Source organism: Mycobacterium sp. D16Q13, assembly GCF_002013375.1.
Classification (GTDB): domain Bacteria; phylum Actinomycetota; class Actinomycetes; order Mycobacteriales; family Mycobacteriaceae; genus Mycobacterium.
This window is the reverse complement of record NZ_MAEW01000031.1, coordinates 19,237-32,924: the sequence shown is the minus strand read 5'-3', so window position 1 is coordinate 32,924 and position 13,688 is coordinate 19,237. Positions and strand designations below refer to the sequence as shown.

Here is a 13,688-nt window from a genome sequence, read left to right as displayed (position 1 = left end):
ATCTTGAGCCTCTCTGGTGCTTAATACTTGCCAAAGGCAAGCGCAACGTTGTGCCCGCCGAATCCAAACGAGTTATTGATTGCGTATTTAAAATCCCCGTGTCGTGGCTCTCCCGCAACGACATCCAGGTCGATTTCGGGATCAAGGTTGTCAAGATTGAGCGTCGGCGGGATAACGCCGTCGCGCAGCGCGAGCACGGTGAGCACCGATTCCAGGGCGCCGACGGCGCCAATCGAGTGACCCAGTGCCGACTTGGGCGCGTAGACCGCGGCGTGCTGCACACCAGCGACATGGATGGCGTTGGCCTCGGCGATGTCGCCGATCGGGGTGGCCGTGCCGTGCGCGTTAATGTGGTCAATGTCCTTGGGGGACAAACCTGCTGTCTGAATTGCGCGGGTCATCGCGGCACCGGCGCGCACACCATCGGGGCCCGGGGCCACCATGTGGTACGCGTCGGAGGTGATGCCGGCGCCCATGACGCGGGCCAGGATCTGCGCGCCGCGAGCCTTGGCGTGCTCCTCGGTCTCGATGACCATGAGCGCACCGGCCTCGCCGAACACGAATCCGTCGCGGTCCTTGTCGAACGGGCGAGAAGCCTTCTCCGGCTCGTCATTTCGCGTCGACATGGCGCGCATCATGGAGAACGCAGCGATCGGCAGGGCTTCGATCATGCCCTCCACACCACCGCAGACGACCATGTCGGCATCGCCCATCACGATCTGGCGCCATGCGTGCGCGATGGCTTCCGAGCCGGAGGAACACGCCGACACCGGCGTGATGACACCCGCGCGGGCGCCGATCTCCAGGCCCACCACCGCGGCGGCACCGTTGGGCATACACATCTGTACGGCGAGTGGCGAAACCTTGCGAATGCCATGCTCATTCATGGTGTCGTAGGTCTCGACGATGCGCTCGCCACCGCCGAGCCCGGTACCGATGACGACCGCGAGGCGGTCCTTGTCGATGTCATCGGGCGTGCCGGCGTTCTGCCACACCTGACGGCCTACGAGCAGCGCCATGCGCTGCACGTAGGCCATCCGGCGAAGCTCCAGCCGGGTCATGTGGCTGTCGATGGGCTCCTTGAGGTGCCCACCGATCCACACGGGCAGACCGAACTTCTCGACGAATTCGTCTTCGAGAACCTCGATGCCGCTTTCCCCGGCGATGAGTCCCTTCCACGTGCCCTCGATGTCAGGCGCGATAGAGGTCGTTGCGGCGAGAGCCGTCACAACGACATTGGGGAAGCCACCGTTTGCAGTGGAAGGGGTTGTCACTGGTCCTAGCCCTCCAGCTGCGCGCGGATGTTGGCTGCGGCCTCGGGGTTTTCCTGCTCGAGCTTCTCGATGTAGTTGACGACATCGCCAACGGTCCGCAGACCGGCCAGATCCTCATCGGGGATCTTCACGCCGTACTTGTCCTCGGTCTGAACGGCGATCTCAACCATCGACAGCGAGTCGATGTCCAGGTCGTCGACGAACGACTTCTCGAGGGTGACCTCGGAGGGCTCGATACCGGTGACCTCTTCGATGATCTCGGCGAGACCGGCGACGATGCGATCTTTTTCTTCTGCGGTGGCCACTCGGTGGCTCCCTTCGGTGTTATGGACTGCAGGCGCAGCCCTGGGGTGAACTCTGATATTTGAAACTGGATGAGCGGGCGGCTCTGCCCACTGATCCGGGGTACTACTTATTGGTGGTTTGGCCGCTTACAGCTCGGCCAGGGCGTCGAGGTCTTCGAGGGCTTTCAGCGCGTGATTGGTGACGCCACGCATCTCACGCTTGGCGATGCCGGACAGCGCACCCGAAGGCGGCAGTTCGACGACGGCCTGTACGTCCGCCGTCTTGAAGTACTCGGTGCACAGGTCCCAGCGCACCGGCGAGGTCAGCTGGTTGATGAGCTTCTCCATGGCATCGGCGCCGGAGGCGACGGGGGTGCCATCGAAGTTGGACAGCAAGGTGGTGACCGGTTCGGCCGGGACGATCGCGGACGCCGCGGCGGCGTACGCCTCCTGTGCGGGAGCCATGAAGTGGGTGTGGAAGGCACCGGCGGTGGCGAGCTGGCGGACACGCGCCTTGGCCGGGGGATCCTCGGCCAGCTTCTCCAGCGCCGTGATGCGGCCGGCGGCGACGATCTGTCCGACGGCGTTGCGGTTGGCGGGGATCAGCTCGAGAGCTTCCAGGCGCTCGAGCACCTCGGCCTCGTCGCCACCCAGCACGGCAGACATGCCGGTCGGATCCAGCGCGCAGGCCTTGGCCATCTCGGCGCCACGGGTGGCGGCAAGGGCGACGGCGTCATCGGCGGAGATGACCCCGGCGATGGCGTAGGCGGCGATCTCGCCGACGGAGTGGCCCGCGACCACGGTGGTCTTGGTGTTGAGGTGGCCACGCTTGGTCAGCTCGTCATAGGCCAGCAGGGTCAGGGCGACCACCAGTGGCTGGGTGATGGAGGTATCGGTGATCTCCTCGGCGCTGGCCGTGGTTCCCAGGCGCACCAGATCAAGTCCGCTGGCCTTCGACCACTGCTCAACTTGGTCCGTGACACCGGGCAATTCGAGCCATGGAGTCAGCATGCCGGGAGTCTGGGATCCCTGTCCGGGAGCAAGCAGCGCGATCACGTGTTTAAGAGAACACTGTGAAGGGTGGTTTGCGCCGTGTAAGAGAAAATGAATCTTGTCTTAAGTATTTGTGGGAAGTCTACAAAAAGGCATCCATTGCGACCCGATCTATACCGTCTCGCAATGTGGGACCTCGCAGGTGACCGGTCAGTAACCGTTCTAAGCCTTGATGACATTTATTGTGACTGGCGTGATTCCTGGTTCAGGAGTGAAAACGTCCGCATGGTCCTGGGCCAGTCTGCCGACGGTTGCCGCGACTCGCAAGACATAGGCATCACGCGGGGACGTTGGGTCTCTTCCGGTGAAATCGGTGATTCGCTTGAGTCGATAGCGGACGGTATTTGGGTGAACAAACAGTGCGCGCGCGCAGGCCTCGATGGCGCCCCCGGAATCTAAGTAAGCGTCCAGGGTTTCGGTGAGCGCCGGGCCGGCATCGGCGAGAGGGCGCATCACTTCGGTGTTGAGGGCCGCGATGGCCGCCTTATCGCCCAGGAGCGCACGTTCGGGCAGCAGCTCGCGCGAGGACACCGGACGTGGGGCGCCGCGCCACCCCGATACCGCGTCCATCCCCGAGAGTGCCTCCACGGCGCTGTTGTGTGATGCGCTCAGGGTTCCTGAGGTCGGGCCCACCACTACTGGACCATCGGAGAAGACCTTGATGAGGTCCGCCAGGAACTTGTCGTGCGTGGTGAATGTGCCCGACACGATGGTCAGCAGCCGGGTGCCCTGGATGACGGCGAGTGCGCCACGCCCGTGGCGCTGCGCCACCTCATGCACCAGTGTTGTTGACGTCGCGATGATTTCTGGCCGGGGAGTGCCGACGATGACGGTGGCGGGTGCGGTGGTGTCCCAGTTCAGGGCCGCCGCGCGCGACAGCATGTCCGGACCGGTGTCGCCGCGCACCACCGCGTCGACCACCGTCGCCTCCAGCCGGGAGTCCCAGGCGCCCCGGGTTTCCGCCGCCTCGGCGTAGGCGCTGGCAGCTCCGAAGGCAAGGTCACGGCTGTAGCGCAGGATGCCCTCGGTGAGCGTCACCAGCTGCTCGTCGTTGCGGGCCAGCAGGGGCAGCACCTCTTCGAAGAACTCCATCGCGGTGCGCACCATGTCGACCGAATGACGCAGCGCGATGCGTTTGGCCAGGTCTTGCGGCACCACCTCGAAGGCCTGCATGGTGAAGCCGACAGTGCCCTCGGGGTCGCGGATCCACTCGACGAAGTTATTGATCGCCGTCTGGACCACCAGCGCCACGCTGGAGCGTTGTGAGGCCTCCAGGTCGGCGAAGAACGGCAGCCGGTCTTCCATGACATGTACGGCCTCGGTGGAGAGGCGTCCGGAGAACTGCTTGATCCGGTGCAGCAGCGCCTCGGGCACCTCGGCCCGCTCCCGCGGGGGCCGGGCGGCGCGAAACCCGCGCAGAGTGCTCACCGAATTGTCGGTCATCCCTAAAAGGTACCCCGGATTCCTGGTGGGAACCGCTAAATGTCCGCACTTTTGGGTCAGGTGCGCAGTTTGCACCGAATGCCGTCGATGGCCAGATCGAGGCTGTCGCGCAGGACGGTGATGTCCATGGTCGCCCGCCCCATCAGCATGCCGCCCTGCAGGGTGGCAAGGACCGTCGCGGCCAGCCGCTGAGGATCTTCGGTGCGGTCGAGGTCGCCGCGATCCTGCATCCGGGTCAAGCCGTCGGCGAGCAATGACTGCCATTGGTGAAACGCGGCGGCAAGTGCGGGTTGATAGGCCGGATCGTTCTTGAGTTCGGCGGCCATGCTGCCCAGCGGGCATCCGAACGGTCCGCCGGGTACCTCGTGGTTGGCCAGGATTGCGTGGGCCCACTGTTCGACACCCTCGATCGAGTCGATCTGGGCGAGTGTCGGCTGTGCCTGCAGGACGAGCTCGGTCTGACGTTCCAGGACCGCCCTTACTAACTCGGACCTGTCCTTGAAATAGTGGTACAGCTGCGACTTGCCCGTGTTGGAGGCGGTCAGGATGTCGTCGAGACTGGTTGCCGTGACACCCTTTTGATACATCATCTGCGCCGCGGCATCGACGATGGCCGCGCGGGTACGGCGGCCGTGTGCGGTCGCTGGGAGCTTGGCGGCGCTCTGTGGTGACGACTTACCTACCATCCTGGACAACATTAGCTGCGACCGTGGCGCGTCTCCGTCGCCGTATTGAGTAGTGGCCACTCGGCGCCGGAAACGTGAGGATGACCGCCGACAGCACCGCCATCACCGGGTATTGGCTGATCAGTTGGTCTGAACTCCAGTAGGTCACGAGCGTCAACAGCGAAACCATGGCCGCGGGTTGGGGAAATAGCCCCAGGATCAGGATTGCCCCGAGTGCCACCTCCAGCAGGGGGATGGCGATGCCGAAAAGGCCCGGCCACACCCGAAGCACGCTGTCGGAGAGGACGGTGAAGTATTCCGGCACGCGAGTGTTGGACCGCGCGCTGTGGGTGATGAGCAGAATGTCCGCGCGGCCGAAGTGTGCGCTGTATTTGAAGATGCCCTCGTGCAGCCACAGCGCGCCCAGCGTCACCCTTGCCACGCCGAGGGCGATCGGCGTGGCAAGGGCGATCCAGCGTGCGTGGGTTCTCACATCAAGGCTGCCGCGCCGAAGGCCTCTTTGGCCTTATCGCAGTTGATCAGAACGGTGTCGTACATAGAGGTGTCCACACCGTTGATGTCGAATGTCTGTGACGCTGCGTCGGAGGCGACCATGCCGAGCTCTTTGCCCGTGCTCACCGCGCTCTGGTCTGAGCCCTTGGTCAGGTAGATGTGCAGGTCGGGCCCCTTATCAGAGGAGAATCCGGTCAAGCTGACTCGCCCGTTGGCGATCGTGACGGTTCCCGAGACGTGCTTGCCGTCGATTCCGTTGAACGAGCCCGTACGCGTGGCGCCGGCCATGGCCTGCGAGGTCATGGGCTGTGACGACATCGCCTGCGGTGATTGACCGCTCGGTTGAGTGTCGCGTGCAGGGGCGTTACATGCGGCAACGGCTAAGCCGATGCCCAGAAGTGCTGTGCCGGCGAGAACGTTGAACCGCATGGTGGATTCCTTTCCGAGGGTGTGAGCGAGCGATCTCGACTGTACCGATCGGTACAATTGATGTCGACAAAAACCGCGAGCAGACACGTACCGCACTCGCGACCTGCGATCTAGGTGCAGTACATGTCTGCTCGCGCCAGCAGGACTAGGCGCTGCCGGTGTCCTTGAACGACACGTCGGCGGCCAACACGTCATCGATCTTGTACTGAGCCGCCGCACGGATGGCGACATCGCGGTCGACGGTGCCCTCGTCCGAGAGTGCCTCCAGGACCGCGACCACAACCGACTCGGCATCGGTGTTGAAGAACCGGCGCGCGGCGGGCCGGGTATCGGAGATACCGAACCCGTCGGCACCGAGCGTCCGGTAGGTGCCGGGCACCCACGGCCGGATCTGCTCGGGCACCGCGCGCATCCAGTCCGAGACCGCCACCTTGGGCCCCTGCGCGCTCTCCAGCGCCGTCGTCACGTACGGAACCGGCTTGGGACGGTCCGGGTGACGCAGCGCCTGGTGATCGATGGCGAGGCCGTCACGGTTGAGCTCACCCCAGGACGTCACCGACCACACGTCGGCGGCCACATCCCAGTGCTCGGCCAGCAGATCGGCCGCCCGCAGCGCATCGGGCAGCGATACCCCCGAGGCCAGGATCTGTGCCTGATGCGTGCGCGCCTCGGGTGCGGCACGGAACTTGTAGATGCCGCGAAGAATGCCCTCGACATCGACGTTCTCTGGCTCCACCGGCTGCACGTACGGCTCGTTGTACAGCGTGATGTAGAAGTACACGTTCTCGCTGTTCTCGCCGTACATCCGCTGCAGGCCGTGCTCGACGATATGGGCGATCTCGTAGGCGAACGCCGGATCGTAAGCCACCACAGCGGGATTGGTGCTGGCCAGCAGCAGAGAGTGGCCGTCGGCGTGCTGCAGCCCCTCGCCGGTCAGCGTGGTGCGACCCGCTGTGGCGCCCAGGACGAACCCGCGGGCCATCTGGTCGGCGGCGGCCCACAGGCCGTCGCCGGTGCGCTGGAACCCGAACATCGAATAGAAGATGTACAGCGGGATCATCGGCTCGTCGTGGGTCGAGTACGCCGTGCCGACCGCGGTGAAGGTGGCGGTGGACCCGGCCTCGTTGATGCCCTCGTGCAGGATCTGGCCCTGTGCACTTTCCTTGTACGCCAACATCAGTTCGGCATCCACCGAGGTGTACAGCTGGCCGTTGCGGTTGTAGATCTTCAGCGACGGGAACCACGAGTCCATACCGAAGGTGCGCGCCTCGTCGGGGATGATCGGGACAATGCGGTTACCGATGTTCTTGTCGCGCAACAGTTCCTTGAACGTACGCACCAATGCCATGGTGGTGGCGATCTCCTGCTTGCCCGAGCCCTTCTTCAGCGGGGCATAGGTCTCCGGGCTCGGCAGTGTCAGCGGGCGCGACTTGTTGCGCCGTGCCGGCACGAACCCGCCCAGCGCGCGGCGCCGGTCCAGCATGTAGCGGACTTCGGGCGCCTCCGGGCCGGGGTGGTAGTACGGCGGCAGATAGGGATTCTCCTCGAGCTGGGCGTCGGAGATCGGGATGCGCTGCTTGTCGCGGAAGTCCTTGAGGTCATCCAGCGTCAGCTTCTTCATCTGGTGGGTGGCGTTGCGCCCCTCGAAGTGCTTACCGAGCGTGTAGCCCTTGATGGTCTTGGCCAGGATGACCGTCGGCTGGCCCTTGTGCTCGGTGGCCGCCCGGTAGGCCGCGTACACCTTGCGATAGTCGTGGCCGCCGCGCTTGAGGTTCCAGACCTGGTCGTCGGTAAGGTTTTTCACCAGTTCCTTGGTGCGCGGGTCGCGCCCGAAGAAGTGCTCGCGGACGTACGCGCCGTCGTTGGCCTTGTAGGTCTGGTAGTCGCCGTCGGCCGTGGTGTTCATCAGATTGACCAGCGCGCCGTCACGGTCGGCGTGCAGCAGGGCATCCCATTCGCGGCCCCACACCACCTTGATGACGTTCCAGCCGGCGCCACGGAAGAAGGACTCCAGCTCCTGGATGATCTTGCCGTTACCGCGCACCGGGCCGTCCAGACGCTGCAGGTTGCAGTTGATGACGAACGTCAGGTTGTCCAGGCCCTCCGTCGCGGCGATATGCGTCAGGCCGCGCGATTCTGGCTCGTCCATCTCGCCGTCGCCGAGGAACGCCCAGACCCGCTGATCAGAGGTGTCCTTGATGCCACGGTCGCGCAGGTAGTGGTTGAACCGCGCCTGCATGATCGCGTTCATCGGCCCCAGGCCCATGGAAACCGTTGGGAATTGCCAGAAATCGGGCATGAGCCGCGGGTGTGGGTAGGAGGGCAGGCCACCGCCGGGGTGGCTCTTTTCCTGCCGGAACCCGTCGAGCTGATCGGTGGTCAGCCGGCCTTCCAGGAAGGCGCGGGCGTAGATGCCGGGGGAGGCGTGGCCCTGAATGAACACCTGGTCGCCACCGCCGGGATGGGCATTACCGCGGAAGAAGTGGTTGAACCCGACCTCGTAGAGGGCCGCCGAGGAGGCGTATGTCGAAATGTGGCCGCCCACACCGACCCCTGGCCGTTGCGCGCGGTGCACCATGATCGCGGCGTTCCAGCGGATCCAGGCGCGGAAACGGCGTTCGGTGTCTTCGTCGCCGGGAAACCACGGCTCATTCTCGGTGGCGATGGTGTTCACGTAGTCGGTGGACGTCAGCGCCGGGATGGCAACCCGGCCGGCGTTCGCTCGTTCCAGCAGCCGCAGCATCAGGTACCGGGCGCGGGCGGGGCCCGACCGGGCCAGCAGGCCGTCAAACGACTCGAGCCATTCGCCCGTCTCGTCCGGGTCGATATCAGGCAGATACGACGCGACGCCTTCGCGGATCACCCGAACGCGCTCGGATTGATTTGCGGCGCTTGAATTTCCGGCCAGGTCTTGGCGAACGAACTCCGTGGTCAACTTTTCTGCTCCTTAGGGGTGGGGGTGCAGATCTCAGTCACAATCAGATCGGTACCTCCATCGTGCCGCAAGTCACTTGCTACTAGCGAGTCTGGTCCAGTCACAAGGTCAGGAGCTGCCCTAGCGGGTACCGTCATGAGATGCGTATTGCGGCGCTGTTCATCGCGCTGGCGGCCATCTGTGCGGCGGCCGTGGCGGGCTGCACCGTGACCACCGGAGGGCAGGCGTCGGCGCCCAGCGAGTCGGTGTCGGAGTACCGCACCTACGTCTCGCAATCCATCGAGACGTCGCGGTCCGAGGAGTCCAAGCGCCAGGAGACCTCCCGGGCGCAGGCGATAGCCGATGCGTGTGAGACCTTCGCCATGACGTCGAACGCCGCCGTTTCCGCGGGTAATGACCTGATCTCCGTCATGAACGACGAGGGCGGCTACGGCGCGAGCGCGGAGTCCAAGGTGGGGCCGGTCATCAATGCCCTCAACACCAGCGCCGGGCAAATCGACTCCGCCAAGGCGAGCGCTCAGACCGACGAGCTGCGCGATGCGTTCACGCAGTACGCCGAGCAGTCGCGAAAACTGGCCGGGGCGTTCGATAATCGGCTGAGTGGCGGCACTCTCAACTCGGTGGTCCGTACTTTCAACGATGCGCGGGAGCGCGCCGGGAAGATCTGCGAGCCGCTTCTCCAGACAAAAGGTCGATAGTGCCTGACGAGGATTGCCGGTGGCATGCGACGATGTGAGCATTCATCCCAAGTGCGAAAGCACGCATCTGTGAACAAGGAGGGGCCGAACGGTGGTCGCGGCGGCTGACGCCTCGAACTACGCCCACAAGCTGGGCGTCCAGCGAGATCAGCTTGTGCAGGAGCTGGGCTGGGATGAGGACACGGACGACAATATCCGGGCCGATGTCGAGGACGCGTGCGGTTCGGAGCTACTCGACGAGAGCTCCGACGACGTCGTCGATGTGGTCCTATTGTGGTGGCGCGATGACGACGGCGACTTGGTCGACGCGTTGATGGACGCCATCACTCCACTTGCTGAGGACGGCGTGATCTGGGTGTTGACACCCAAGACAGGCAAGCCGGGCCATGTGCAGCCCTCGGAAATCGCTGAATCGGCGCCGACCGCGGGTCTGGTGCAGACCTCGTCGGTCAACTTGGGGGACTGGAGCGCGACGCGTTTGGTGCAGCCCAAGACGTCACGCGGCGGGCGGCGCTAATGCTGCCTGTGGGCTCCGTCGCTCCGGATTTCACCCTGCGTAACCAGAACAACCAGCCTGTCAGCCTGAGCGATTTTCGCGGCAAGAAGGCCGCGCTGCTGGTGTTCTTCCCGCTGGCGTTCACCGGGGTCTGCCAGGGCGAGCTGGACCATGTGCGCGACCACATCGGAGACTTCGAGAACGACGACGTGCAGATCATCGGGCTATCGGTGAGTGCCGGGCCGATCCACAAGATCTGGTCGAGCTACAGCGGCTTCACCTTCCCGATCCTGTCCGACTTCTGGCCGCACGGCGCCGTTGCCGAGGCGTACGGGGTGCTCAACGAGAAGGCCGGCTATCCGAACCGCGGAACTTTCGTGGTGGATGCCGACGGAATCATCCGATTCGCCGAGATGCTGGATCCCGGGCAAGCCCGTGACCAGGCGGGTTGGGTAGAAGCGCTCGCCGCGCTACATTCGTGAGCTGATTCCCACGTCGGTGACGGCGTGGACCGGGCGTGTAGCTCAGTGGTAGAGCTCTGGTTTTACACACCAGCGGTCGGGGGTTCGAAACCCTCCGCGCCCACCATATTTTCGCAGTTCAGCCCTATATTGGGCGGTCGTCGCGGGTCGGGACCGGTGCCCGATAGAGGGACAAGTTGCCAACAAGTTGCCAATCGCGTGTGATCCGCGCGGGGTATGCCCTGTAGATGTAGGCGCTTCAAACATTCGGCGCGGTGAGGTCAATTTGTCCCCGGCGATAGATACGCTCAACCAATCAGTCTTTGGAAGGGTTGGGCGAATGCAGCCGACCGAAGTGCCAAGCGTCAACGCGGTCAACAAGTCTGGCGATGCACTGCGGGCCTTGATAGGTAGGGGTGCCGCCCTGACGGAGGACGAACTCAACCGAGCAGTCCAGGCAGTGGACGTGCTGGTTGCTTGGCGGGCAGCGCATGCTACGCCACTGGCCACCGCCACCATGGGTCTGAGATCGCGGGTACAAACGGCGGGCTGTGCAGACGGGAGCCGCGTATCGCAGCGGCTAAAGCGTATTCCCACGATCCTAGACAAGCTGCATCGTCAACCGAAAATGGAACTCGGACGAATGCACGACATCGGTGGCTGCAGGGTAGTGCTCGGCGAGCTAGCCCAGGTGTACGAAGTGCTAGACCGGTATCGGGCGCGACCCACTGCCGGGGGCATTAAGGTGCAGGACTACATCGCCGAACCAAAGGATGACGGGTACCGAGGAGTGCACGTCATCGTGAAGTACCACGGCAGGCGGATCGAGGTGCAGCTCCGAACTCAGGTGCAACATGAGTGGGCATTCACTGTGGAGACTGTGACTTCGCGGTATGGTCTGGCGATTAAGTCAGGCGGTGGCCCCGCACCGGTCCGAGAATGGTTTCAGACGGTGTCCGAGGCGATGGCGATCGAGGAGCACGGCGGAACGGTGGATGACAACCTCTTGCACCGGGTAACTATACTGAGAGAAGCAGCCCAACCATATTTGCGAGGAAGCCGTCGATGAGTGCACAACTCAAGCATTTTTTGCTGGTCTTTGACCACGATCGTGCAGAGCTCATGGATATGCATGAGTTCGGCACCGATACCAAGGCTGCGATGGCGGAGTACGCCCGCCTGGAGCGTGAGCACCTAAGCGAGAGCGGTGCCGACTCCATCGAGATCGTTCTTATCGGGTCCGATTCTCTGGATACTGTGAAGGTCACCCACGCGAACTACTTCGACGGAACCGTCGCCGTATCCAAATACTTCGCCGGGATTTAGCGCCCGCGCACGTAGGCGTGCGCTTGAGCAGCGGTGGGTCAGCCGAACAGCGATGCACCGACCGCGCGCAATTCGTCGGCCTTTACGTCCGCGTAGATCGATAGCGCCACCGCAGGATCGTGACCATGCCACGCTGCGACGATGTGCGGGGGATGTCCCTGATCGAGCATGAGTGAGACCGAGGTGTTGCGCAGGCCGTGCAGCTTGATCCGCCGCAACCCGGCCCGCATGCGCAACCGTTGGAACTCATCGGTGTAGGACTCGGGGCGCAGCGGTTCGCCGTCCTCACGCACGGCCACTAGACGGTCATCGGACCACGGCACGCCGAGCGCAATAGCCTCGCGCTTCTGGGCTGTCTTGAGGCTGCGCAAGGCCTCGGTTACGTCCGCAGGAAGCGGCAGATCGCGACGGCTGCGCTTTGACTTGGGTGCGCCCTCTTCGGCTTCACTGCCTACGGCTACCCGGCTGCGCCGTACCAAGAGCGTCCCGGTGTCGAGGTCAATCACCGACCAACGCAGACCCAATACCTCGGAGCGCCGCAGCCCGTAGCACGAAAGAAGCCAGCAGGCGTACAGCCGGTGATCCGATACAGCTTCGCGGAACTGGCCGACTTCGGCCAGAGTCCACGACTTCACCGTCTGCTCGCCACTGTCGGCGTCCTCTGTGCGTTGGCTGTCGTCGGGGTCGGCATCCTTTGGCCGTTCGACCAACGCAATCACGTTGCGCGGCAATACACCCTGATCGACATAGCTTTGGACGACGGCACCGAATGCCGTCAATGTGGAGCGGACGGTCTGCGCGCTCAGGCCGCGCTTCTCGGCGGTGACAGCGCTGTCCTCAGCAGCAGGGGTGTACACACCGCGCCTTAGGCGGGTGACCCGTCCTGCGCTCAGCAGAGCCGAAAGCGCCGAGTGCACGTCGCCGGGCAGCGCGGCGACAAGATCGGCGGAGGTGATTCCCTCCGGGTGTTCGGATACCAGAGCGGCTACCCGGCCCGCGAGGGAGTCGGCACGGTAGTGACGGGGGGAGGTGCGGGCTTCGGTCAGCATCCACTGCACAAGGCTGTCGCCGTCAGCTTTGGTCAATTGTTGGAGCTTCTTGCCGCCGAGGTAGCGTCGCGCGGGTTTCAGATCGTTCTCATAGCTATAGATGGTGACGCGCCGGATGCCGCGCCGACCGGCCAGCCACTCGTCGCACGCCTCGTCAACCGTGATGGCTGTGGGCTTGTTGTAGGTGCCTGAGGAGACCTCGCTGGTGATGCGCCGAAACTCGCGCCGGGCTTCGGCTTTGGTGCGGAATGTGAACTTACGGCGGTCACGGCCACCATCAGGCTTAGTCCCCACATCGACCTGGAACCAGTAACTCACTGTCCCGTTCTTGGCGGTGTGCTGGCTGATCGGTTCTGCCCGTCGAGTGCGCTTGGGCTTGCCCTGCTCGGTGCTCATTGGTCGTCCTCCTTGACGGTGGTGGGTTCCGGTTGGCGGAGGCGTTCGCGCGCCTTGGCGATAGCAGCCGTTGCGTTCTCCTGCCGCTTCTGTTTCCGTTGTTCCGGTGTGCTGGGGCTCGCGTCACGCTGGCGCGGTGGAGGCGCTTTGGGCAACGACTCGTCATCGAGCAGGCCCTCGTCTTTCGCACGCCGGATCAGCCGGTCGAGGGTGCCGAAGCTCAGATGCATCTGTTCCTTGACGGTCTTGCGCACCGGCAGGCCCAGCTCGCGCGCCTCATAGACAAGGCGCGCAACCATGTTCAGCTGATCGTCGGTCCCCATCTCTGGGCGCGTGAGGGTCTGGGCAGTGTCACCAGGTGCGGCGATCAGACCGCCGATGCGGTGATGCCATTGCACTGCCGTCGCCGCTAGGCGTCGCACCACGGGTTGCACGATCGCGTAGTCCACCGCGCCGTCGTCGGCGGTGATGGTCAGCTCGGTGAGCTGTGGTCCGTCGGGGCCGGTTTCGGCCTTTACGACGTAGGTCTGCGGATGCTCGTGCAGCCTAATTCGCACGCGTTCATGGGGTTCGGGAACGCGGCCAGGTTTGTGTCCGGGTTCGCCGGAATCGGTCGACTCCACGTCGCCGCGACTCAAGTTTCCGCGCTTAACCTTTCGCATAATG

General features: G+C 64.1%; 15 protein-coding genes and 1 tRNA gene. 6 read left to right on the top strand and 10 right to left on the bottom strand.

What is annotated here, in order from left to right; genetic code table 11:
* Nucleotides 1–20: 20 nt before the first annotated feature.
* The 8 genes from kasA to aceE all read right to left on the bottom strand — a co-directional run bounded on the left by kasA (nt 21) and on the right by aceE (nt 8,596).
* Nucleotides 21–1,274, bottom strand: coding sequence for a 3-oxoacyl-ACP synthase KasA (gene kasA, locus B4400_RS24150; RefSeq protein WP_078313173.1), 1,254 nt, complete (start codon nt 1,272–1,274; stop codon nt 21–23).
* 5 nt (nt 1,275–1,279) lie between these two features.
* Nucleotides 1,280–1,579 (bottom strand): meromycolate extension acyl carrier protein AcpM, encoded by a 300-nt coding sequence (gene acpM, locus B4400_RS24145; protein ID WP_030095371.1) that lies wholly within the window; start codon nt 1,577–1,579, stop codon nt 1,280–1,282.
* Nucleotides 1,580–1,705: 126 nt separating this feature from the next.
* Entirely contained in the window at nt 1,706–2,614 is a 909-nt protein-coding gene (locus tag B4400_RS24140) for an ACP S-malonyltransferase (RefSeq protein WP_078313172.1), read from the bottom strand.
* Nucleotides 2,615–2,773: 159 nt separating this feature from the next.
* Nucleotides 2,774–4,054, bottom strand: a complete 1,281-nt coding sequence (locus tag B4400_RS24135) for a PucR family transcriptional regulator (RefSeq protein WP_078313171.1) — start codon at nt 4,052–4,054, stop codon at nt 2,774–2,776.
* A gap of 56 nt (nt 4,055–4,110) precedes the next feature.
* Complete coding sequence (locus B4400_RS24130; protein ID WP_078313170.1) at nt 4,111–4,740, bottom strand: TetR/AcrR family transcriptional regulator; 630 nt, start codon at nt 4,738–4,740, stop codon at nt 4,111–4,113.
* Entirely contained in the window at nt 4,730–5,212 is a 483-nt protein-coding gene (locus B4400_RS24125) for a DoxX family membrane protein (RefSeq protein ID WP_078313169.1), read from the bottom strand. The genes B4400_RS24130 and B4400_RS24125 overlap by 11 nt, the downstream gene beginning before the upstream one ends.
* The gene (locus B4400_RS24120; RefSeq protein WP_078313168.1) at nt 5,209–5,661 is read right to left on the bottom strand and encodes a DM13 domain-containing protein; all 453 of its coding nucleotides are present in this window, start codon (nt 5,659–5,661) and stop codon (nt 5,209–5,211) included. Before B4400_RS24120 ends, B4400_RS24125 begins: the two co-directional genes overlap by 4 nt.
* A 145-nt stretch (nt 5,662–5,806) precedes the next feature.
* Nucleotides 5,807–8,596: a pyruvate dehydrogenase (acetyl-transferring), homodimeric type gene (gene aceE, locus B4400_RS24115; protein WP_078313167.1), complete on the bottom strand. Its 2,790-nt coding sequence runs from the start codon at nt 8,594–8,596 to the stop codon at nt 5,807–5,809.
* Nucleotides 8,597–8,736: 140 nt separating this feature from the next.
* Between aceE and B4400_RS24110 the strand changes: the two genes are divergently transcribed.
* From B4400_RS24110 to B4400_RS24085, 6 genes are all read left to right on the top strand, one after another.
* A complete protein-coding gene (locus B4400_RS24110; protein ID WP_078313166.1) occupies nt 8,737–9,294 on the top strand; it encodes an Rv2240c family protein in 558 nt (185 codons plus the stop codon).
* Between the two features lie 91 nt (nt 9,295–9,385).
* A complete protein-coding gene (locus B4400_RS24105; RefSeq protein WP_078291347.1) occupies nt 9,386–9,811 on the top strand; it encodes a DUF3052 domain-containing protein in 426 nt (141 codons plus the stop codon).
* On the top strand, nt 9,811–10,272 hold the full coding sequence (locus B4400_RS24100) for a peroxiredoxin (protein WP_078313165.1): 462 nt from the start codon (nt 9,811–9,813) through the stop codon (nt 10,270–10,272). Before B4400_RS24105 ends, B4400_RS24100 begins: the two co-directional genes overlap by 1 nt.
* Before the next feature lie 31 nt (nt 10,273–10,303).
* Nucleotides 10,304–10,378, top strand: a tRNA-Val gene (locus tag B4400_RS24095).
* A 213-nt stretch (nt 10,379–10,591) separates the two neighbouring features.
* Entirely contained in the window at nt 10,592–11,320 is a 729-nt protein-coding gene (locus B4400_RS25105) for a RelA/SpoT domain-containing protein (RefSeq protein WP_078313164.1), read from the top strand.
* Nucleotides 11,317–11,577, top strand: a complete 261-nt coding sequence (locus tag B4400_RS24085; protein WP_078313163.1) for a hypothetical protein — start codon at nt 11,317–11,319, stop codon at nt 11,575–11,577. The genes B4400_RS25105 and B4400_RS24085 overlap by 4 nt, the downstream gene beginning before the upstream one ends.
* 38 nt (nt 11,578–11,615) lie before the next feature.
* Here the strand turns inward: B4400_RS24085 and B4400_RS24080 are convergent, their stop codons facing one another.
* Complete coding sequence (locus B4400_RS24080; protein ID WP_078313162.1) at nt 11,616–13,022, bottom strand: site-specific integrase; 1,407 nt, start codon at nt 13,020–13,022, stop codon at nt 11,616–11,618.
* A complete protein-coding gene (locus B4400_RS24075) occupies nt 13,019–13,684 on the bottom strand; it encodes a hypothetical protein (protein WP_139361559.1) in 666 nt (221 codons plus the stop codon). The genes B4400_RS24080 and B4400_RS24075 overlap by 4 nt, the downstream gene beginning before the upstream one ends.
* Between the last annotated feature and the right edge of the window lie 4 nt (nt 13,685–13,688).